A 20,439-nucleotide genomic window follows, 5' to 3' on the forward strand; every position below is an offset into this window, starting at 1 on the left:
CAAGCGAACGCCCCGACTGTCCGGTCAACCGGGTGGACTGGCGGCAGATATGTCCTTCCCCGTATGTCCGGCGCCAAGGCGGCCATGTTCCGCAAATTTGCGGAGCAGGCCTTCCCCTCAAAAGGCCGGACGGCACCGGGAACGACACCGTCAGTGAAGGCGTGCTAGCATCGGCATGTCCCGACGGCAACCACAACCGCCGTACAAAGATAGGATCGCCGTGCGGTGTTGCAATTATGCCGACGCCGCCGATCGTGCTGAATCACCGGTTAACCTTGCCGATTGACCGGGGTTTGACACCCGATGGCTAATGCTTGGTTCACGACATCCTGCCGCCGGGGGCCTCATGTTTTCGAATAAGCACTGGACCATCGCCGCGCGCTGGCGGCATAGAAGCGTCATGGGCCCGCTCTTCGTCCTGATGGCCATGATGGCGAATCCCGCGGCGGCGCTGGCGGGGCAGATCGGCGCGGTCGAAATCGGCGATTCGGAAATCACGCTGCGCTTCGACGATCTGGTCGCGGGGGCCTCCTCCTTCATTCTCGCGGGTCCCGACCGTATCGCGCTCGATATCGCGGGCGCGCAGGTCGGGCGGCAGGCGGCGGGGGGCGGCGTTGTCCGGGCGGTGCGGCAGGGACAGACGACCCCCGATACGGCACGGATCGTCCTCGACCTCGCTCAGCCGGCGGTGGTTTCGGACGCGCGCTTCGCGGCCGACGGGCGCAGCCTGACGTTCCAGCTGCGTCCGGTGTCGGCGGGCGAATTCGAACGCGCCTCGCGCAGTCCGCGCACCATCTTGCGGCCGCCCGCGGGCTTTCGCGCCAAGCCGCCCGAAAAGCGCTACAGCGTGACGGTGCCGATCGGCAAACCCAAGCCCGCGGTCGCGCTTCCGCGCATCGAAGGACCGGACAATGATCGCCTGCCGCTCGTCGTGATTGATGCGGGGCACGGCGGGCACGATCCCGGCGCGATCAGCCCGCACAGCGGCAAGCGCGAAAAGGACATCACGCTCGCGCTCGCCCGCGCCATCCGCGACGATCTTATCGCCTCGGGCCGCGTGCGCGTTGCCCTGACGCGCAGCGACGACCGGTTCCTCGTGCTCGAGGAACGCTACGGCATCGCGCGGCGGCTCAAGGCCGACCTGTTCATCTCGGTCCACGCCGACGCAGCGGAAAATCAGGCGGCGAGCGGCGCGTCGATCTATACCCTGTCCGAAGTCGCGTCCGATCGCGAAGCCGCGCGGCTCGCGGCGCGCGAGAACAAGGCGAATATCATCAATGGTGTCGACCTCGGCGCGCACAGCGGCGATGTATCGGCAATCCTGCTCGACCTGACCCAGCGTGAGACGATGAATGTCGCATCCGATTTCGCCCGACTGCTCCAGCGCGAAGCGTCCGACGGCGTGAAATTCCGCACGAGTGCGCACCGCTTCGCCTCGTTCATCGTGCTCAAGGCGCCCGATACGCCATCGGTGTTGTTCGAAACGGGCTTCATCTCGAACAAGGAGGACGCCGAATTCCTCGCGTCGGAGGCTGGCCGTAAAAAGGTCGCGCGCGGGGTACGCGACGCGGTGCAGGTCCATTTCGCGCGGCAGATCGCGGCACGCTAGCCCGGCTCGCGTATGCGACGCGTGACATGGGCAAAGTTCAGGAAAATTCAGCCTTGTGCGTCGCGCACCCCAGCACGGTCCGCCGTTGCGGGTGCCGCGAGCGGCCGCTTTTTCCTATCGGTCGACGGAGCCGAGACGAAGGCTGACACAGCCGGATAATGTAGGAAAGGCCTTTTGCGGGCATCGGCTTAGGGGTGGAAAGCGGCCGTCGGTTCCGCCCCCTCGTCACCCCGGACTTGATCCGGGGCCCATGACCTCGACGCCGCGATGGATCCCGGATCAAGTCCGGGATGACGAAGAAACAGTGTCCGCAATCGGTCGAAAGCCGCCGCTCTTCCAATAATATAGTCTTGACTAACTTTTCTTGCGCGAACAGCTTTGCCGGGCGGGTTTCGGGAGAAGAGGCATGGCTTGGAGCAACTGGTCGGGCAGCGTCACCGCGGCTGCGCAAATCGCGCGTCCGCAAAGCGAGGACGAACTCGCGATGCTCGTGCGGAGCGCCCACCGGCTTCGCGTCGCCGGCGCCGGGCACAGCTTCATGCCGCTGTGCGAATCGGACGAACTGATCGTCAGCCTCGACGATCTGGCGGGCACGATCCGCGTTGCCGCCGACCGGCAAACCGCCCGCATCCCTGCCGGCTGGTCGATCAAGCGGCTCACCGCCGCCTTGTGGGAGGAGGGGCTCGCGATCGCGAACCAGGGCGATGTCAACCCGCAGTCGCTCGCGGGCGCGATGGCGACAGGCACGCACGGCACGGGCGCGGATCTTGGCTCGCTGTCGACCTTCGCGCGGGGCTTTCGGCTGGTCGGCGCCGATGGCGAGGCGCATTGGTGCGACGCCGACACCAACGCGGACCTCTACCAAGCGCAGCGCCTGTCGCTCGGTCTGTTCGGGATCGCGACCGAGATCGAGGTCGCGGTCGTCCCCGCCTTCCACCTTGCCGAGCGGATCGAAAAGCGCCGCTGGGCCGAGATTCGCGAAAGCTATGAGGAGCTGACCCGGCAGCACCGCCACGTCGAATTCTGGTTTTTCCCGCACAGCGAGCAGGTGATCCTGAAGACGCTCGACCCCTGCGATCCCTGCGACCCGCCGCGGCAAACGACCGATATGGAAGAGACGAGCTTTCGCCGCATCCTCGACGTCGCCGCGCGCCTGCCGTTCCTCACCCCCTTCCTCCAGCGATTGATGATGAAAAGTGGCCTTGCGAGCCACCGCCGCGGTCCCGCGCACAGCATCTTTCCGTCCGACCGGACGATCCGCTTCGAGGAGATGGAATATGAAATGTCGCGCGACGTGGGGATAGAGACGCTGGATGAGGTCGTCGGCTGGATCCGCAAGAAACGCCTGCCCGTCACCTTCCCCTTCGAATATCGCGTCGTCGCCGCCGACGATATCTGGATGAGCCCGATGAACGCGGGCCCCGTCGCCGCGATTTCGATGCATCAATATGCCAAAATGCCCTGGGCTGGCCTGTTCGCCGACGCCGAAGCCATCTTTCGCGGCGCGGGTGGGCGGCCGCACTGGGCGAAGCGCCATACGCTCGGCCGCGCCGACGTCGCGGCGCTTTACCCGATGGCGGCGCGCTATCGCGCGGTGCGCCGCGCCGCCGACCCGCACGGCAAGTTCCTCAACCCGCATCTGGAGGCGCTGTTCGCATGACGACCGACCGTGAATTGCACGAGCATCTGATTGGCCGGCAGGGCTCGCGCGCCGACCTCAACACGCCCGTGCTCGTCCTCGATATCGAGGCGCTCGACCGCAATATCGCGGCGATGGCGTCGCTCGCCGCCGGGCATGGCGTTGCGCTCCGCCCGCATGCCAAGACGCACAAGAGTGTCGATATCGCGCATCGCCAGCTCGCGGCGGGGGCGGTCGGCGTCTGCTGTGCCAAGATCGGCGAGGCCGAGGTGCTGGCCGCAGGGGGCGTGACGGGCCTCCTCATCACCTCGCCCGTCGCCGCGCCCGCGGCGATCGACCGTCTGGCGAAGCTCGCCAAAACGGCCGTCGGATTGATGGCGGTGGTCGACCACCCCGGCGTCGCTCGCCGGATCGACGCGGCGCTGGCAGCGGCAGGAGCGACGCTCGACGTGATCATCGATATCGATCCCGGGATCGCGCGCACCGGGGTTGCGTCGGCCGAAGCGGCGGTTGCGCTCGCCCGAACGATCGCCGCTGCGCCGAGCCTCGCCTATCGCGGCGTGCAGTTTTATTGCGGATCGCAGCAGCATATCGAGGATTATGCCGAACGCCGCGCGGCGATCGTCGAACGCACCGCCTATTTGCAGGGGGTGATCGCGGCGCTGGCCGAAGCCGGTTTCGCGCCCGCTATCGTTACCGGATCGGGCACCGGGACGCACCGCATCGACCTCGACCTCGGGGTCTTCACCGAATTGCAGGCGGGCAGCTACGTCTTCATGGACAAGCAATATCTCGACTGTGACCTGACCGGCGATGGCGCGGCGCCGTTCGAGGTGTCGCTGGGCGTCGATGCGCGTGTGGTCAGCGCGAACCACAGCGGCCTCGTCACCATCGACGCCGGGTTCAAGTCGCTATCGACCGACGGCGGCGTCGCGGCGGTTCGACGCGGCGGGCCGGAAACGGCCTTTTTCGCCTTCATGGGCGACGAGCATGCGGCCCTGATCGCACCCGATATCGGCAAGCAGCTCGAGCCTGGCGACCCGGTCAGCCTGACCGTCCCGCACTGCGACCCGACGGTGAATCTCTATGACAGCTACCATGTCGTCGCGGGCGATACGCTCGTCGATATCTGGCCGGTCGGCGCGCGCGGCCGCGCCCGGTGACGCTCGCCGTCCGCCGCCCGCCGCAGCAGGATCGCGCGCGACAGACGCGCGAACGGCTGCTCGACGTTGCGGGCGAATTGCTGGCCGAGGTGGGGGTCGATCGCATTTCGACCAATATGATCGCGGCACGTGCCGGGCTGACCCCGCCTGCACTCTATCGCTATTTCGGCGATAAATATGCGGTGCTGGAGGCGCTGGGGCGGCGGCTGATGGACCGCCAGAACGCGGTGCTCGAAGCGTGGCTGGCACGCCACGCGCCGGGCGGGATCGCCGGCATGGCCGATCATATCGGCGACCTGCTCGCCGAAAATGCGGCGGTTACGGCGGCCGAACCCGGTGCGATATGGATCCTTCGCGCGCTGCACGCCTCGCCGCAACTGGTTCACATCCGGCTCGAATCGCACCGCCATGTGACCGACCGGCTGACCGACGCCTGCCTGCCCGATATCGCGGGGACCGGCCGCGAAAAGCTATGGTCGCGGCTCCGCCTCGCGGTCGAACTCGGCTTCGCTGCCGACGCGATGCTGTACGAAGAGGATCGCGTTTCGGCGGGTGAGGTCCGCAGACAAGCCGCGTCGATGCTGCGTTCGTCGCTGCAAGAGCTGACGGGAAGGGCTTAGTCGTCCGCCTCGCCGCAAGCATGCTTCCCTTTCGGTGACCGAGGCTTTAGAGGCGGGACCCTATGGCCGCCGACAGTCCGCCCGATTTCCGCTTGCGCCTGCGCCGCGACAGCAACGCCGTCCTCGCATGGCTGCGCGATATGTGGACCCGGCGCTGGTTCCGCTGGCTCGGCTATCTCGCGCTCGCCGGCCTCGCCGGTATCGCTCTGATCTGGGCCATTTTCGCCCGCGATCTGCCGTCGGTCGACCAGCTGCGCGATTACGAGCCGGCGCTGCCGACGATGGTCCGCGACGGCGAGGGCAAACCCGTCCATGCCTATGCCCGCGACCGGCGCGTCCAGCTGGAATATAGTGAATATCCGCAGTTGCTCGTGCGCGCCTTCCTCGCGGCCGAGGACAAGACCTTCTTCAGCCACGGCGGTATCGACTATCCGGGGATCGCGACCGCAATCGTCACCAATCTGACGAACAGCGGCCGCCCGGTCGGCGCATCGACGATCACCCAGCAGGTCGCGAAAAACCTGCTGCTGACCAACGAGCTTAGCTATCGCCGCAAGGTGCGCGAGGCGATCCTGGCGATGCGGATCGAGGATGCGCTGACCAAGGAACAGATTCTCGAGCTGTATCTCAACGAAATCCCGCTCGGCCGTCGCAGTTTCGGCGTTCAGGCGGCAAGCCGTGCCTATTTCGACAAGGATGTCGACCAGCTCCAGCTCCACGAAATGGCGTTTCTCGCCATCCTGCCCAAGGCGCCCGAGAAATATGGGCGCGCGCGCTACGAGGCCGAAGCGCTCGCGCGGCGCAATTTCGTCCTCGGTTCGATGGAGAGCAACGGCTGGATCACCGCGGCGCAGCGCGACGCCGCGCGCGCGATGCCGCTCGGCCTCACCAACAGCGGCAACCGGGCAATCGCGCAGGTTGGCGGCTATTATATGGAAGAGGTGCGGCGCCAGCTGATCGCCCAGTTCGGCGAAACCGCCGAGGACGGCCCGCTCAGCGTCTATGCCGGCGGCCTTTGGGTGCGCACGCCTTATGACGGCAAGATGCAGGACGCCGCGACGATGGCGCTGCGCAAGGGGCTCCAGCGCTACGATGCGGGCAAGGGCTGGTCGGGGCCGATCGCGACGATCGAGGCGGACGACAAGTGGCAGAGCCGCCTTGCTTCGAGCTTCATCGGCATCGATTACGACAATTGGCGCGTCGCCGCGGTGCTGTCGAAATCGGCGGGCGTTGCGCGCATCGGCTTTGCCAATGGCGACACGGGCACGCTACCCGCCAGCGCCGCCACCCTGGGTTATCGCAAGACCGGCGGCAGCGCCTTTTCGGCGCTGCGCCCGGGCGACCTGATCGTCGTCAAGGCGACCGGCGGCGATGGCTATGCCTTGCGCAACATTCCCGAAGTGTCGGGCGGCATGGTCGTCGAAAGCCCGCATTCGGGCCGCATCTATGCGATGCAGGGCGGTTTCGACGTTCGCCTGTCGCCCTTCAATCGCGCGACGCAGGCCGAACGCCAGCCGGGATCGACGATCAAACCCTTCGTTTACGCCGCCGCGCTCGACAACGGCATGACCCCCGCGACGATGATCGTCGATGGGCCCTTCTGCGTCTATCAGGGCGCGCGTCTCGGCAACAAATGCTTCCGCAACTTCGGCGGCGCGGGTGGGTCGGGCGAACATACGATGCGCTGGGGCCTCGAACAGTCGCGCAACCTGATGACGGTGCGCGCCGCGAGCCAGGTCGGCATGGAACCCGTGGTCGAGATGATCGGCACGATGGGCATCGGCAAACACGAACCCTATCTGTCGACCGCGCTCGGCGCCGGATCGACGACGGTCGAGAAGATGACCAACGCCTTTGCCATGCTCGCCAATCACGGCCGCGAACTCAAGCCGCGCGTGATCGATTATGCGCAGGACCGCCGCGGCAAGGTGATCTTTCCCGCGAACTGGAAACCTTGCGAAGGCTGCAACAAGAAGGATTGGGACGGCCGGCCGATGCCGCGCTTCGCCAAGTCGGGCAAGCAGCTGATGGACCCGATCACCGCCTATCAGGTCGTCCATATGCTCGAAGGCGTCGTCCAGCGCGGTACCGCGGTGCGACTGCGCGACCTCGGCGTGCCGCTGTTCGGCAAGACCGGGACGACCACGGGCCCGAACGACGTCTGGTTCGTCGGCGGCACGCCCGACGTCGTCGCGGGCATGTATATCGGCTTCGACCAGCCGCGCAGCATGGGCGGCTATGCGCAGGGCGGCAGCTATGCCGCGCCGATCTTCAAGGATTTCGCGCTCGCCGCGCTGGCCGATCGCCAGCCGATTCCCTTCGCCGCGCCCAAGGGCGTGCGGATGGTTCGCATCGATCGCCAGTCGGGGCGCCGCGTCTATGGCAGCTGGCCGGGCACCGATCCGAAAGCGTCGATCATCTGGGAGGCGTTCAAGCCCGAAAGCGAACCGCGCCGGACGATCCGCGAAGAGGAAATCAAGCCGGCAAAGGCCCCGCGGCGTCAGGACGCGCCGGTGCAGCAGGGCAACGGCCGCCGCAGCGACAGCGATTTTCTGGAGGATCGCGGCGGCATCATCTGACGCCGCGCGCCTCCTTCCCCTTCGGCCTTTGAGGCCGTAAGGGCGAGGCCAACATATTTCAGGAGCAAGGACATGCGCGCCGAAGCGCAGGATCATATCGACAAGATTGGCGCCGCTCTGGCGCTGCTGCGCCGCTTTCTCGACTGGGACCGCGCGGTGCGCCGCCTCGACGAACTCAACGCGAAGGTCGAGGACCCGACGCTGTGGAACGACGCCAAGGCCGCGCAGGAAGTGATGCGCGAACGTCGGCGGCTCGACGAGGCGATCACCGCAACGCGCGCGATCGAAACCGAATGCGCCGATACCGCCGAACTCATCGAGCTTGCCGAGATGGAAGGCGACGAGGCGATGGTCGACGAGGCGGTGGCATCGCTGGCGGCGCTCGCCGCGCGCGCCGAAGAGGACAAGATCAAGGCGCTGCTCGCGGGCGAAGCCGACGGCAACGACTGCTATATCGAAGTCCATGCCGGCGCCGGCGGCACCGAAAGCCAGGACTGGGCCGAAATGCTTCAGCGCATGTATATGCGCTGGGCCGAAAAGCGCGGCATGAAGGTCGAGCTCGTCGAATATCAGGCGGGCGAACAGGCGGGCATCAAATCGGCGACGATGCTGGTGAAGGGCGAGAATGCCTATGGCTATGCCAAGACCGAAAGCGGCGTCCATCGCCTCGTTCGCATCTCGCCCTATGACAGTTCGGCGCGGCGCCACACCAGCTTCTCGAGCGTCTGGGTCTATCCGGTGATCGACGACAATATCGAGATCGAGATCAACGAAGGCGACCTCAAGATCGATACCTATCGCGCATCGGGCGCGGGCGGCCAGCACGTCAACACGACCGATTCGGCGGTGCGCATCACGCATATCCCGACGGGCATCGTCGTCGCGAGCCAGAACGACCGGTCGCAGCACAAGAACCGCGCGACCGCGATGGGGATGCTGAAGGCCCGGATGTACGAGGCAGAGCTGCAGAAGCGCGAGGCCGCTGCATCGGGCGAATATCAGGCGAAGACCGAAATCGGCTGGGGCCATCAAATCCGTTCCTACGTCCTCCAGCCCTATCAGCTGGTAAAGGACTTGCGCACCGGCGTTACCTCGACCGCGCCCGGCGACGTGCTCGACGGCGCGCTCGATCCGTTCATGGCGGCGGCGCTGTCGCAAAAGGTGACCGGCGAAAAGGTCGAGGTGGAGGACATCGATTGATGAAGCGCGCTGTCTTTGCCCTGCTGGCGCTCGTGCCGTTGTTGAACGGTTGCGACGCGCCCTGGGGCGATGACGGCGACCGCGTCGAAACGGCGCGCAAATTCCCTCCGGCCGATCGCCCGGTGGCGCCTATCACCTCGACCAAATGGTCGACCGAGGAGGCGCGCGACCGGGTAAACGAGGCCGAGGACGTCATGGATTCGGCCGACGTCCGCCCGGGCATGACCGTCGCCGACATCGGTGCCGGCGACGGCTATTATACTGTCCGCCTCGCGCAGCGCGTCGGCGCCAGCGGGCGCGTGCTGGCGCAGGACATCATGCCCGAAGTGATCGAACGCCTCGCCGACCGCGTCGCACGCGAACGGCTCGACAATGTGTCGCTCAAACTCGGCGCGGTGGACGATCCGCGCCTGCCGGCGGCCAGTTTCGACCGCGTCTTCATGGTCCATATGTATCACGAGATCGGCGAGCCCTACGCCTTCCTGTGGCGGCTGCGTCCGGCGCTTCGCAAGGGCGGGCAGGTGCTCGTCGTCGACGGCGATCGGCCGATCGCGCAGCATGGCACGCCTTTCCGCCTGCTCGTCTGCGAATTTCAGGCGGTGGGTTACAAGCTCGTGTCCTACGACGACAAACAGCATGCTGGCGGCTATCTCGCGCGCTTCGCACCCGAAGGCAAACGCCCTGCGCCGGACGCGATCAAGGTCTGCGAAAATCCTTAGCGAGGGGGCGACGGCGGCCGTTCAATAGACGAGCAGCCGGTCCTCCGGGGCGACCGCAGCGAGGAAGCTGACGACCCCGCCCGCCTTGACGCCCCCGACGATCCGGTCCGCGGTCAGGTCGCTGAGCGCCAGCCCGGATTGGCACGCGATTAACTCGACCTCGCTCGCCAATGCCTCGTCGATCAATTCGCCAAGGCCGGGCAACCCCGCCGCGCGCCGCGCGGCATCGCCGGCAAAGCCCGCAGGCGCGCGCAGCATCGCCGCCGCATCGCCCTGCAGGAACAGGCGCGCGCGCTGTCCCAGCGCCGCAGCCGCGATCGCGGTTTCGAGCGCGGCGCAAAAGCGCCGCCCCTCGGCCACCGCGACGATGATGTTCAGCCCCGGCATATAGGGCACTCGGGGTCCTTGGCGACCGCGACCTCGCGCCAGCGCCGGTCGAGCATGTCGACGATAGCGAGCTTGCCGCTCAGCGTCTGGCCCCAGCCGCCGAGCGCGCGCACCGTCTCAAGCGCCGCCATCGTCCCGACCATTCCCGCGAGCGCGCCCATCACGCCCGCCTCGGCGCAATTGATGCCTGGGCGGTCGGGGTCGTCGCCGACCAGGCAGGCATAGCAGGGCGCGTCGGCACGCCAGCCTTCATAGAGTGCGACCTGTCCCTCGAACGCGCCGATCGCGGCCGAGAGCAGCGGAATCTCGAGCGCGACCGCCGCCCGGTTGACCGCGAGCCGCGTCGCGAAATTGTCGCAGCCGTCCAGGATCACGCCCGCACCCGCGAGCAGCGAGGCGGCGTTGGCATCGTTCAGTCGCCCGGTGACCGCGGCCATCTCGACATGCGGGTTGATCCGCTGCGCCGCTTCGGCCGCAACCTCGGCTTTCAGCGCGCCAAGATCGGCGTCGGTAAACAGTGGTTGGCGGTGGAGGTTCGACAGCTCGACAACGTCATCGTCGATGATCGTCAGCTTGCCGACACCTGCGGCGGCCAGATAGGTGATCGCCGGACAGCCGATCCCGCCCGCGCCGATCACCGCAACATGGGCGGCCTTCAGCTTCGCCTGTCCCGCGCCGCCGAATGCGGGCAGGATGATCTGGCGGGCATAGCGGTCGAGTTCGGCGTCGCTGAGCAACGCCTATTCGCCCGGTTGCCGTATCTTCACCGTCGACAGCGACCCGACATTGGCGGGAGCGACATCGTCATCGGACACGTCTTCACCGCTGGCGGCCGCGACGCCGGTCGACCCGAAACCGCCCGCGCCGCGCACAGTATCGTCGAGCGCCGCGACTTCGATAAAGGCCGCGCGCTGGACCGGCGCGGGAACGAGCTGGGCGATGCGGTCGCCGCGCTTCACCTCGAAATTTTCGTCGCCGAGGTTGGCGAGGATCACTTTCACCTCGCCGCGATAATCGCTGTCGATTGTCCCCGGCGTGTTGAGGCAGGTGATGCCATGTTTCAAGGCAAGCCCCGAGCGCGGGCGAACCTGCACCTCATAGCCGGCCGGGATCGCCATCGCGAAGCCGGTGGCGACCGCGTGGCGCGTGCCGGGCCGGATCGTCAGCGTCTCGGCCGCAACGACGTCCATCCCCGCTGCGCCGTCCGACGCATAGGCGGGCAGCGGCAGTCCGCCGCCGTTGGGCAGGCGCTGGATCGCGATGTCAATCGGATCGAGAGGGGATACGCGCATCGAGTTCATCGGCGATCTTTTCCATCAATTTGCGGGCGACGACGTGTTTGGGCAGGCGGTCCCAGCTGTCGACCCCGTCTTTGCTAACGATATGCACCCGGTTCGTCTCGCCGCCCATCGGGTCGGCGGCGACGTCGTTGGCGACGATCCAGTCGCATCCCTTGCGCGCGAGCTTCGCCTCGGCATGCGCGATGACGTCGTTGGTCTCGGCGGCGAAGCCGACCAGCAGCGGCGGGCGCTGCGTACTCTTTGCGACGCTGGCGAGGATGTCGGGATTTTCGGCCAGCGCGAGCGGCGGGACCTGTCCGCTGCCGTCCTTCTTGATCTTTTGCGGCGCCGTATCAGCGGCGCGCCAGTCGGCGACGGCGGCGACCATGATCGCGGCATCGACGGGCAGGCCAGCTTCGACCTCGGCCGCCATCTCGCGCGCGGTTTCGACATCGACGCGGATCACGCCCGGCGGGGTCGGCAGCTGGACCGGGCCGGCGACCAGCAGCACTTCGGCGCCCGCTTCGGCGGCGGCGGCGGCGATGGCAAAGCCCTGCTTCCCGCTCGACCGGTTGGCGATATAGCGCACCGGGTCGATCGGCTCGTGCGTCGGCCCCGCGGTGATCAGGACGCGGCGGCCGAACAGCGGGCGATGGTTGGCGGGCGCGAAATCGGGCTGGCCGGTCAGCGGCACCACGGCGGGAGCGCCGGCGAGCGCCGAATCGATCGCATCCTTGATCGCCTGCGGTTCGGGTAAACGTCCGGGGCCATATTCGCCGCACGCCATCTCGCCCTCGTCGGGTTCCATCACCGTGACCCCGTCGCCGCGCAGCGTCGCAACGTTGCGGCGCGTGGCTGCGTGGAGCCACATGCGGACATTCATCGCCGGCGCCGCAAGCACGGGCTTGTCGGTCGCGAGCAGCAATGTCGTCGCGAGGTCGTCGGCTTGTCCCCCCGCCATCTTCGCGAGCAAATCGGCGGTCGCGGGCGCGACGACGACCAGATCGGCCTCGCGGCTCAGTTGGATATGCCCCATCTCGACCTCGTCCTTCAGGTCGAAGAGGCTCGTATAGACCTTGTTCTCGCTGAGCGCGGCGAGCGTCAGCGGGGTCACGAACTGTTCGCCCGCGCGCGTGATCACGCAGCGGACGGCATAGCCCGCCTTGCGAAGTAGGCGGACGAGCTCGATCGATTTATAGGCTGCGATGCCGCCGCCGATGATGAGCAGGATGCGCGGCGCGGCCATCAGCGGCGATGGGCCCGCGCGGGGCGAGCGGCGACCGACAGGGGGTGATACATCGCCGTCTCCTTCACGCTTCCCAGTTATGCGCTTCGGCGTGCGAGTTCAAGGCGCGGCGAGTGCAGCAGCGAGCGGACGAGACCGGCCAGAGCCGCGGGCGCAAAGACCAGCCCGACGAACAAGGTCGGCACGATGAGCATCGCCCAATAGAAATTGGAGGGGCGCGCAAACAGCATGAGCAACGCAGCATAGAAGAGCTGGATCGACAGCATCGCCAGCCCGAGCCGCGAGCGCCATGCCGCCCAGCCGAGGAGCGCGACCGGGACGAGCAGCGCGCCGGCCCAGCCCGGAAGGAAGCGCAGCGCCGACGTGGCCTGCACGAAGGACAAGTAGGCGATCCAGCCACCTTGCCCGTTCCATCCCTGGCTCGCGGCGTCGGCGGAGGAGGTGACGGCGGCGAGCGCGACGATGTGCGCCGCCAGGCCGCCCGCGAAAGCGAGGCCGATCGCCACCCATCCCGCCGCCGCGCGCCAGTCGCGGTCGATCAGCGCGAATAATCCGAAGAGCATCGCGGCGGGCAGCAGCGTTTCGCGGATCGCGAGCGCTGTCGCCACGATCGCCATCGTCGGCCATGGTCGCTCGGGGCGATAGAGCGCGAGTGCGAGCGCAATCAGCGCGCCCGCGCCCGTTTCATGGATATAAAGCCAGTCGCGCGCCACGAGCTGACTGAGGTTCGCCGCGATGAACAGCGCTCCGACGGCGGCGGCCGCGAGCGGCAGGCCGGGCTCGGTCCGCAGCCGCCGGTACCAGGCGAAGACCGCCGCCCCGCCGACCAGCAGGAAGAGCGCCAACGATTTGCGTTCGCCGAGCGCGGCGACGATATGGGCCAGCGTCGGCAAGCGGACGGTCACGAACGGGCGCAGCGGGTAATCGCCGCGCCGGTGCTCGTCGGCCGCGGCCGGATAATAGGGTTCGCCCGCCGCGACGCGCTCGGCGATGCGCGCGTAGAGCACGTGATCGTTGCCGGGCCCGTCGATCTGCGCCGCCATGGGATCGGCGGCCGCGATATGATCGCGGCCGACGCCGCCCGCGACGCCCCAGGACATCAGCAGCGCGAGCAGCGCCAGCACCGCCGCGGCGGCGGGGCGCGACACGCCGGCAAAGCGGTTCCAGCCGGATGCGTCGCCGGTCATTTGCGCCAGGTCAGCGCCGAGGACATGGCGAAGTTCCAGATCGCGCCGACGACGACGCCCGCGACGCCAGCGACCCACCAGCGCTCGTCCTGCCCCGACATCCACGTCCCGATGCCGATATTGGCGACCGCGCCGAGCGCCGAGATCGCGTAGAAGCTCGCTAGGCCGCCGGCGAGGCGCCAGCCCTTCAGCTTGCGGTCCGCGTAGGTAAAGCTGTTGTTGAGGAAGAAGTTGAAGGCGATCGCGGTCATCACCGCCGCAGTCTGCGCGGTGACGAAGGCGCTGCCGGTGCCGAGGACCGTGCGCAGCACGGCGAGGTGGACGAACACGCCGAGCCCGCCGACCATCAGGAATTTGAGCAGGCGCACAGGAACGAAGCGACCGATCGTCTTGTCGGCGATCAATTCGGCATATTCGGCGATCACGCGCGCGCCGATCTTGCTTTCCCCGGCCTCGCGCGTGCGAAAAGTGTAGGGGACTTCGGTGACCTTGAGCGGGGCCGGGCTCGACGCGAGAATGTCGAGCAATATCTTGAAACCGATTGCTGAAAGTCGCGGCATCGCGCGTTCAAAGATGTCGCGGCGAACCGCGAAAAAGCCGCTCATCGGATCGCTGACGTCGGTGCCGAGCGCGAGCTGCCCGGCGCGCGTTGCAAGCCGGCTCATGCGCGCGCGGCCCTTGTCCCAGTCGCCGATCCCGCCGCCCGCGACATAGCGCGTGCCGACAGCGATATCCGCCCCGCCGTCCGCTATCGCGTCGATCAGCCGCGGCAGCGCATCTTCGCTGTGCTGAAGATCGCCGTCCATCACCGCAACGATCGGCGCGGCGGTCGCCAATATGCCTTCGACCACCGCCGACGACAGGCCGCGGCGGCCGACCCGCTGGACGATGCGGACATGCCGCGCGCTCCGGCCGATGCGGCGCACCAGCTCGCTCGTGCCGTCGGGTGAATTATCGTCGACGAACACGACTTCCCAGCCGCGCCCGGCGAGCACGAGCGACAGCTTCGCGATCAGCTTTTCGACATTGGCGGCTTCGTTGAGCGTCGGGACGACGACCGCAACCTCGAGCGGCAGTGTGTCGGCGGACAGGGGCCTGTCGGCAAGCAATAGGTCGTGACGCATGAAACCTCGGTTCTGTCCGGATTCCAGATCCGGGGTTGGTCGAGGCCAAGCCTTAGCGATTCAGGGTAAATGTCCGGTAACCAAGTTGGTCGGCGCGCGCCGGTTCAGCCAAGCCACGCCAGGATGCCCGCCCCGGCTGCGGCGCCCGCAAGCCCGGCCAGCACATAACGCCACCAGACGCGCTTTTCGCCCTTGTCCCACATCAGCGCGATGTCGGGCAGCGGGGGTGCCGGCGGCGCCGCGCCTTTTCTCGGCAGTTGCGCGTCGAGCCGGCGGATGATGTCGGGGATCAGCGCGAGCGTCTTGCCCTGTTCGCGGAGGCCATCGGCGAGCGCGGCCTCGGGGCCGAGCTCGTCGCGGATCCATTCGCTGACGAAGGGACCCGATACGTCCCACATGTTGATCTTGGGGTTGAGCATCGTCGCGACGCCCTCGACCATCACCATCGTTTTTTGCAGCAGCAGCAGGTGCGGCTGCGTCTGCATGTCGAAATCGCGCGTGATAGCGAACAGCCCGTCTAGCATCTGCCCGACGCTGAGTTCGCTGACCGGCTTGCCGCGCATCGGCTCGCCGACCGCGCGCAGCGCCGTCGCGAATTCCTCGACGCTGTGATAGTCGGGGACATATTGCGCCTCGAAATGGATCTCGGCAACGCGGCGGTAATTACCCGTCGTCAGGCCATAGAGGATCTCGGCGAGCCAGTAGCGCGCCTGCCGGTTGATCCGCCCCATGATCCCGAAATCGACCGCGGCGATCGTGCCGTCGGCCTTCACGAACAAATTGCCCTGGTGCATGTCGGCGTGGAAAAAGCCTTCGGCAATCGCCTGCCGCAGGAAGGCGTTGACGAGGTTCGCCGACAATTTTTCCATGTCGTGCCCCGCGGCGATCAGCGCGTCGCGGCGCGAAATCTTGATCCCGTCGATCCAGTCGAGCGTCATCACGCGGCTGGCGGTGCGGTCCCAGTCGATCGCCGGCACTTCATATTCGGGCACCGCCGCCATTGCGTCGGCGAGTTCGGATGCCGAGGCGGCTTCGCGGCGCAGGTCGAGCTCGCGCAGCGTCCAGCGGCGGAAATTGGCGATCACCTGCCGCGGGCGGAGGCGCGACGCTTCGCCGCCAAAGGCCTCGAGATGCGCCGCCGCCCATTCATAGGTCTCGATATCGCGCGCGAACTGCTTGTCGATGCCGGGGCGCCGCACCTTGACGGCGACCTGGCGCCCGTCGGTTGTCACCGCGCGGTGGACCTGCGCGATCGACGCCGATCCCACGGGTTCGGGCTCGAACTCGCTGTAGAGGCTTTCGAGCGGAACTTCGAAGACCGCCTCGATTTCCGCCTTGATACGCTCGAACGCGACGGGCGCGAGCGCGTCCTGCAGCGTCAGCAGATTGTGCGCGGCTTCCTCGCCGACCAGATCGGGGCGTGTCGCGAGCGTCTGGCCGAGCTTGACCGCGGCGGGCCCGATCGCCTGGAAAGCGGCGGCATAGTCGGGGATTTTGGGCTGGATCGTGCCCAGCCGGGCAAGGCGGCACAGCCGCTTGACCCCCGGCGGTGTCTGGGGCGCGGTTTCGATCCCGCGCAGCGCGCCGTGGCGCGCAAGGATGCGGCCCCACTTCAGCAGGCGGACGATATGGGTGACGGGTCGGGTCAAGCCTTCCACCCGCTGTGGATCGCGACGAGCCCGCCGAGGATCGGTTCGACCTTCACCGCGGTGAAGCCCGCGTCGCGGATCATCCCTGCGAATTTGGGCATCGGCGGGAAGCGGCGGATCGATTCGATCAAATAGCGATAGCTGTCCTCATCGTCGGCGATCAGCTTGCCGAGCTTGGGGACGAGGTGATGCGAATAGGCGTCATAGGCTTGGGCGAAACCCGGCCATTCGTTGGTCGAAAATTCGAGGCAGAAGAAACGCCCGCCATAGCGGAGCACGCGGTGCGCTTCCTGAAGTGCCGCCGGAATGTCGGTGACGTTGCGGATGCCGAAGGCGATCGTATAGGCGTCGAAAAACTGGTCGGGGAAGCTCAGCTTCTCGGCATTTTGCTCGGACCAGACGAGGCTGTCGATGCCGCGTTCGGCGGCGCGCTCCATGCCGACGCCCAGCATGTCGGGGTTGATGTCGGCGACGGTGATGCTCGCGCCCGAAGGCTCCATCCGAAAGGCGATGTCGCCGGTGCCGCCCGCCATGTCGAGGATCGCCTCGCCCGCGCGCGGCTTGACGCGGCGCACGAAACGATCCTTCCACAGGCGGTGCATGCCGCCCGACATCGCATCGTTCATGATGTCATATTTGCGCGCGACGCGGCTGAACACCTCGCCGACCATCGCGGTTTTCGCGTCCGCGGGGACCTGTTCATAGCCGAAGCTGACGGTGTCGGGAGTGGCCATCGGTTGCGCGCCTTTGCGGGGGAGAGGTTAAGTCGAACGGCCTTTAGCCGGGCCTTGCCGCCCGCGCAAATGGCGCGTAGCCCGATGCGCGATATGCCCGAGCTACCCGAAGTCGAAACCACCGTGCGCGGTCTTGCTCCCTTCCTCGAAGGCCAGAGGCTGACCAGCGTCATCACCTTCCGCCCCGACCTGCGTCGGCCCTTTCCCGCCGATCTTGCGCAGCGTCTGACGGGGGCGACGGTCACGGCGCTGTCGCGCCGCGCCAAATATGGTGTGATCTCGACCGACCGCCACGATCATATGATCTTTCACCTCGGCATGTCCGGGCGCTGGCGGACCGAGGGCGGCGCCGCGGGCAAGCACGACCATTTGCTGCTCGAAACCGGCGCGGGGCACCGGCTTTTCCTCCACGACCCAAGGCGATTCGGATCGGTCGACCTCGTCAGCGGCGACCCGCTGGCGTCGTTCCCTGCCTTCGTGACGTTCGGCCCCGAACCTTTGTCGGATGCCTTCGATGCCGCCTATCTGGCGCAGGCGCTCGTGGGACGACGCGCGCCGATCAAGGCGATGCTGCTCGACCAGACGATCGTCGCGGGGCTCGGCAATATATATGTGTGCGAGGCGCTCAACATGGCGCGCATTTCGCCGCTGAAACCCGCTGCCGACGTGTCGAAGGCGAAGCTCGCGGTGCTGGTGCCCGCGATCAAGGCGGTCTTGGCCGCCGCCATCGCCGCGGGCGGGTCGACCTTGCGCGATTTCCTCAGCCCCGAAGGCGACCTCGGCTATTTCGCGAAGGATTGGCGCGTCTATGGGCGCGAGGGCGAGTCCTGCGAATGCGGCGGCACCATCGCGCGCATCGTGCAATCGGGCCGCTCGACCTTCTATTGCCCCAAATGCCAGCGCTAATGCGGGCAATTGCCCGTAAAGCCATTGACCAAAGCGCCCTTCGCCGCTATGCGCGCACCCTTCGAGCAGGGTCCGGTCGTCCGGAACCGGCCGCATCCGGACATTGATTCGCCGCAAGCGCGCGATTCGGCTGCTCCGTTGAGGCTGTGCTCCGACCATGTAGACCGTTTGAAAGACTAGAGGAATTTATGGCCAATACGCCGCAGGCAAAGAAGCGCATCCGCCGCAACACCGCGCGCACCATCGTGAACAAGAATCGCGTTTCGCGCATTCGTACGCTGGTGAAGAAGGTCGAAGCCGCCGTCGCCGCCGGTGACAAGGACGCGGCCGCGACCGCGCTGAAGGCGGCGCAGCCCGAAATGGCGCGCGGCGTCGCCAAGGGCGTGCTTCACAAGAATACCGTCGCGCGCAAATTCTCGCGCCTGACGAAGAGCGTGAACGCGATCGCCTGATCCCGTCTGTCCCGAAAGGGCACACAAAGGACTCGCCGGCGTCTTGCCTGCGGGTCCTTTTCTGTTTCCGATATTGTGACATCGCGGTGGCAATAGTGTTGCAGCGCGGTAAGTGACGGAATTACTGCGATTCGTTGATCTGTTGCTGGACCGTCACAAATAAACATCTGAAAAATATAAGAAAAACACGCTTTTCTCGCGATTCCGGGACCCCGGGTGAGTCAAGATTTTTATTTCAGTATTTTTACATGGCCAGCCCTTGATCGACTCGCCGCCCCCTGACTAGACAGGGTGCGTCGTCGGCCTTCGCCGGCGGCCGCCACATCGACATGATTCGCGACTTTTCGGGCTGCGTGCGCCGGAGAGAAAGCCTGTGCCTACGCACGGGTGACGATTCGGCGCGTGGATGGCCGCCCGATGTTCGGGGCAAGGGGACCAAGGGGGCAGTGTAGCGTGACAGAGAGCGGCAATCGGCATGGCAATGACGCAAAGGGCGGAGCAATGAGCGGCGATGCTGCGATGCTCTGGCCGCGCGTTGCCGAAGGGCTGCGCCGCGACCTTGGCGTCCGCACCTTCGACCATTGGCTGAAGCCCGTGCGCTTTGCCGACTTCTGCTCGCTTTCGGGCGTGGTGACGCTCGAGACCGCCAGCCGTTTTTCGGCGAACTGGATCAACGAACGCTTCGGCGATCGGCTCGAACTGGCGTGGCGGCAGCATCTGCCCGCGGTGCGCAGCGTAATGGTGCGCGGCGGCGCGGCGGCCAGCGAGCGGTCGACGGCGCTTGCCGCGGCCCCGCTGCCGGCGTTCGAGACGCCGCCCGCACCCGCGGCCAATCCGGCGCTGCTCGGTTTCGACCCGCGCCTGTCGTTCGACCGCTTCGTCGTCGCGCGCAGCAACATCCTTGCCGCCAACGCCGCGCGCCGCATGGCGATGGTCGAGGCGCCGCAGTTCAACCCGCTCTATCTCTGCTCGGGCACCGGGCAGGGCAAGACGCACCTCCTCCAGGCGATCGCGCAGGATTATGCCGCGGCGCATCCGACCGCGAACATCATTCTGATGTCGGCGGAAAAATTCATGCTCGAATTCGTCGGCGCGATGCGCGGCGGCGACATGATGGCGTTCAAGGCGCGGCTGCGCGCCGCCGACCTGTTGCTGCTCGACGATCTGCAATTCGTGATCGGCAAAAATTCCACGCAGGAAGAGCTGCTCCACACGATCGACGACCTGATGACCGCGGGCAAACGCCTCGTCGTCACCGCCGACCGCCCGCCCGCGATGCTCGACGGCGTCGAGGCGCGGCTGCTGTCACGGCTGTCAGGCGGGCTCGTCGCCGATATCGAGGCGCCCGAGGACGATCTGCGTGAACGCATCATCCGCCAGCGGCTCGCCGCGATGCCGATGGTCGAGGTGCCCGACAATGTTGTCGCCTATCTGGTCAAGCATTTCACGCGCAACATCCGCGAGCTCGAAGGCGCGCTGAACAAGCTGCTCGCTTATGCGGCGCTTACCGGCGCGCGGCTCGATCTCGCGCTCGCCGAAGACCGGCTCGCCGAAAATGTCCGCAGCGCGCGCCCCCGCATCACGATCGACGAGATCCAGCGCGCGGTCTGCGCGCACTACCGCCTCGACAAGAGCGAAATGGCGTCGAAGCGCCGCGTCCGCGCCGTCGCGCGCCCGCGCCAGGTCGCGATGTATCTGGCGAAGGAACTGACGCCGCGCTCCTATCCCGAGATCGGTCGCCGCTTCGGCGGGCGCGACCATTCGACGGTGATCCATGCGGTGCGCACAGTCGAGGCGCTGCGCGTCGCCGACAGCGAACTCGACGCCGAAATCGCCGCGATCCGGCGTAGTCTCAACAACTGATCCACAGGGTTATGCCGGGGTTATCCCCATCGCCGTCTTGGGGTGGCGAGTTGCCCCCTCGTGCACCGCGGCGAAAGCCGGG

At 66.9% G+C, this 20,439-nt stretch carries 18 protein-coding genes and 1 pseudogene; 11 read left to right on the top strand and 8 right to left on the bottom strand.

Annotated features, from left to right (window positions below):
• From ATE71_RS22960 to ATE71_RS19020, 8 genes are all read left to right on the top strand, one after another.
• The coding region (locus ATE71_RS22960; RefSeq protein ID WP_235588078.1) for a hypothetical protein at positions 1-311 on the top strand (311 nt) is incomplete at its 5' end.
• Between the two features lie 35 nt (positions 312-346).
• A complete protein-coding gene (locus tag ATE71_RS18990) occupies positions 347-1,609 on the top strand; it encodes an N-acetylmuramoyl-L-alanine amidase (RefSeq protein ID WP_082665311.1) in 1,263 nt (420 codons plus the stop codon).
• A gap of 406 nt (positions 1,610-2,015) precedes the next feature.
• Entirely contained in the window at positions 2,016-3,269 is a 1,254-nt protein-coding gene (locus tag ATE71_RS18995; RefSeq protein ID WP_058804943.1) for a D-arabinono-1,4-lactone oxidase, read from the top strand.
• The gene (locus tag ATE71_RS19000; protein ID WP_058804944.1) at positions 3,266-4,411 is read left to right on the top strand and encodes a DSD1 family PLP-dependent enzyme; all 1,146 of its coding nucleotides are present in this window, start codon (positions 3,266-3,268) and stop codon (positions 4,409-4,411) included. Before ATE71_RS18995 ends, ATE71_RS19000 begins: the two co-directional genes overlap by 4 nt.
• Positions 4,408-5,031: a TetR/AcrR family transcriptional regulator gene (locus ATE71_RS19005; protein ID WP_058804945.1), complete on the top strand. Its 624-nt coding sequence runs from the start codon at positions 4,408-4,410 to the stop codon at positions 5,029-5,031. Before ATE71_RS19000 ends, ATE71_RS19005 begins: the two co-directional genes overlap by 4 nt.
• 62 nt (positions 5,032-5,093) lie before the next feature.
• Positions 5,094-7,610 (top strand): penicillin-binding protein 1A, encoded by a 2,517-nt coding sequence (locus tag ATE71_RS19010; protein ID WP_058804946.1) that lies wholly within the window; start codon positions 5,094-5,096, stop codon positions 7,608-7,610.
• 72 nt (positions 7,611-7,682) lie between these two features.
• A complete protein-coding gene (gene prfB / locus ATE71_RS19015; RefSeq protein WP_058804947.1) occupies positions 7,683-8,810 on the top strand; it encodes a peptide chain release factor 2 in 1,128 nt (375 codons plus the stop codon).
• Positions 8,810-9,529 carry a class I SAM-dependent methyltransferase gene (locus ATE71_RS19020; protein WP_058804948.1) on the top strand — a complete coding sequence of 240 codons (720 nt, stop codon included), beginning with the start codon at positions 8,810-8,812 and terminating at the stop codon, positions 9,527-9,529. Before prfB ends, ATE71_RS19020 begins: the two co-directional genes overlap by 1 nt.
• A gap of 21 nt (positions 9,530-9,550) precedes the next feature.
• Here ATE71_RS19020 and ATE71_RS19025 read toward each other — a convergent pair whose 3' ends face one another.
• The 8 genes and pseudogenes from ATE71_RS19025 to ATE71_RS19060 all read right to left on the bottom strand — a co-directional run bounded on the left by ATE71_RS19025 (position 9,551) and on the right by ATE71_RS19060 (position 17,136).
• On the bottom strand, positions 9,551-9,916 hold the full coding sequence (locus ATE71_RS19025) for a DsrE family protein (protein WP_058804949.1): 366 nt from the start codon (positions 9,914-9,916) through the stop codon (positions 9,551-9,553).
• Entirely contained in the window at positions 9,904-10,653 is a 750-nt protein-coding gene (locus tag ATE71_RS19030; RefSeq protein ID WP_058804950.1) for a HesA/MoeB/ThiF family protein, read from the bottom strand. Before ATE71_RS19030 ends, ATE71_RS19025 begins: the two co-directional genes overlap by 13 nt.
• Positions 10,654-10,755: 102 nt before the next feature.
• Positions 10,756-11,208: pseudogene (dut, locus tag ATE71_RS19035) on the bottom strand (dUTP diphosphatase); the annotation flags it as partial.
• Positions 11,180-12,442, bottom strand: coding sequence for a bifunctional phosphopantothenoylcysteine decarboxylase/phosphopantothenate--cysteine ligase CoaBC (gene coaBC / locus ATE71_RS19040; protein ID WP_058804952.1), 1,263 nt, complete (start codon positions 12,440-12,442; stop codon positions 11,180-11,182). The gene coaBC and the pseudogene dut, both read right to left, overlap by 29 nt.
• 77 nt (positions 12,443-12,519) lie before the next feature.
• Positions 12,520-13,629 carry a hypothetical protein gene (locus tag ATE71_RS19045; RefSeq protein ID WP_058804953.1) on the bottom strand — a complete coding sequence of 370 codons (1,110 nt, stop codon included), beginning with the start codon at positions 13,627-13,629 and terminating at the stop codon, positions 12,520-12,522.
• On the bottom strand, positions 13,626-14,753 hold the full coding sequence (locus ATE71_RS19050; RefSeq protein ID WP_058804954.1) for a glycosyltransferase: 1,128 nt from the start codon (positions 14,751-14,753) through the stop codon (positions 13,626-13,628). Before ATE71_RS19050 ends, ATE71_RS19045 begins: the two co-directional genes overlap by 4 nt.
• Before the next feature lie 104 nt (positions 14,754-14,857).
• Positions 14,858-16,402, bottom strand: coding sequence for a 2-polyprenylphenol 6-hydroxylase (gene ubiB / locus ATE71_RS19055; RefSeq protein ID WP_058804978.1), 1,545 nt, complete (start codon positions 16,400-16,402; stop codon positions 14,858-14,860).
• Positions 16,399-17,136, bottom strand: a complete 738-nt coding sequence (locus ATE71_RS19060; RefSeq protein ID WP_058804955.1) for a class I SAM-dependent methyltransferase — start codon at positions 17,134-17,136, stop codon at positions 16,399-16,401. The genes ubiB and ATE71_RS19060 overlap by 4 nt, the downstream gene beginning before the upstream one ends.
• A gap of 93 nt (positions 17,137-17,229) precedes the next feature.
• Between ATE71_RS19060 and mutM the strand changes: the two genes are divergently transcribed.
• From mutM to dnaA, 3 genes are all read left to right on the top strand, one after another.
• On the top strand, positions 17,230-18,042 hold the full coding sequence (gene mutM / locus ATE71_RS19065; protein ID WP_058804979.1) for a bifunctional DNA-formamidopyrimidine glycosylase/DNA-(apurinic or apyrimidinic site) lyase: 813 nt from the start codon (positions 17,230-17,232) through the stop codon (positions 18,040-18,042).
• Between the two features lie 188 nt (positions 18,043-18,230).
• Complete coding sequence (gene rpsT, locus ATE71_RS19070; protein WP_058804956.1) at positions 18,231-18,494, top strand: 30S ribosomal protein S20; 264 nt, start codon at positions 18,231-18,233, stop codon at positions 18,492-18,494.
• Positions 18,495-18,995: 501 nt separating this feature from the next.
• Complete coding sequence (gene dnaA, locus ATE71_RS19075) at positions 18,996-20,357, top strand: chromosomal replication initiator protein DnaA (RefSeq protein ID WP_082665312.1); 1,362 nt, start codon at positions 18,996-18,998, stop codon at positions 20,355-20,357.
• Positions 20,358-20,439: the final 82 nt, after the last annotated feature.

The sequence above is a fragment of the Sphingopyxis sp. H115 genome (assembly GCF_001468465.1).
GTDB lineage: Bacteria > Pseudomonadota > Alphaproteobacteria > Sphingomonadales > Sphingomonadaceae > Sphingopyxis.

What these genes read in the sequence shown, in the direction of transcription:
- coaBC (WP_058804952.1), bottom strand. Translation starts at nt 12,442, where the DNA reads ATGGCCGCGCCGCGCATCCTGCTCATCATCGGCGGCGGCATCGCAGCC.
- ATE71_RS19050 (WP_058804954.1), bottom strand. Translation starts at nt 14,753, where the DNA reads ATGCGTCACGACCTATTGCTTGCCGACAGGCCCCTGTCCGCCGACACA.
- ATE71_RS19000 (WP_058804944.1), top strand. Translation starts at nt 3,266, where the DNA reads ATGACGACCGACCGTGAATTGCACGAGCATCTGATTGGCCGGCAGGGC.
- ATE71_RS18995 (WP_058804943.1), top strand. Translation starts at nt 2,016, where the DNA reads ATGGCTTGGAGCAACTGGTCGGGCAGCGTCACCGCGGCTGCGCAAATC.
- ATE71_RS19025 (WP_058804949.1), bottom strand. Translation starts at nt 9,916, where the DNA reads ATGCCGGGGCTGAACATCATCGTCGCGGTGGCCGAGGGGCGGCGCTTT.
- ATE71_RS19045 (WP_058804953.1), bottom strand. Translation starts at nt 13,629, where the DNA reads ATGACCGGCGACGCATCCGGCTGGAACCGCTTTGCCGGCGTGTCGCGC.
- ATE71_RS19020 (WP_058804948.1), top strand. Translation starts at nt 8,810, where the DNA reads ATGAAGCGCGCTGTCTTTGCCCTGCTGGCGCTCGTGCCGTTGTTGAAC.
- rpsT (WP_058804956.1), top strand. Translation starts at nt 18,231, where the DNA reads ATGGCCAATACGCCGCAGGCAAAGAAGCGCATCCGCCGCAACACCGCG.
- ATE71_RS18990 (WP_082665311.1), top strand. Translation starts at nt 347, where the DNA reads ATGTTTTCGAATAAGCACTGGACCATCGCCGCGCGCTGGCGGCATAGA.
- dnaA (WP_082665312.1), top strand. Translation starts at nt 18,996, where the DNA reads ATGAGCGGCGATGCTGCGATGCTCTGGCCGCGCGTTGCCGAAGGGCTG.
- mutM (WP_058804979.1), top strand. Translation starts at nt 17,230, where the DNA reads ATGCCCGAGCTACCCGAAGTCGAAACCACCGTGCGCGGTCTTGCTCCC.
- ATE71_RS19010 (WP_058804946.1), top strand. Translation starts at nt 5,094, where the DNA reads ATGGCCGCCGACAGTCCGCCCGATTTCCGCTTGCGCCTGCGCCGCGAC.
- prfB (WP_058804947.1), top strand. Translation starts at nt 7,683, where the DNA reads ATGCGCGCCGAAGCGCAGGATCATATCGACAAGATTGGCGCCGCTCTG.
- ATE71_RS19060 (WP_058804955.1), bottom strand. Translation starts at nt 17,136, where the DNA reads ATGGCCACTCCCGACACCGTCAGCTTCGGCTATGAACAGGTCCCCGCG.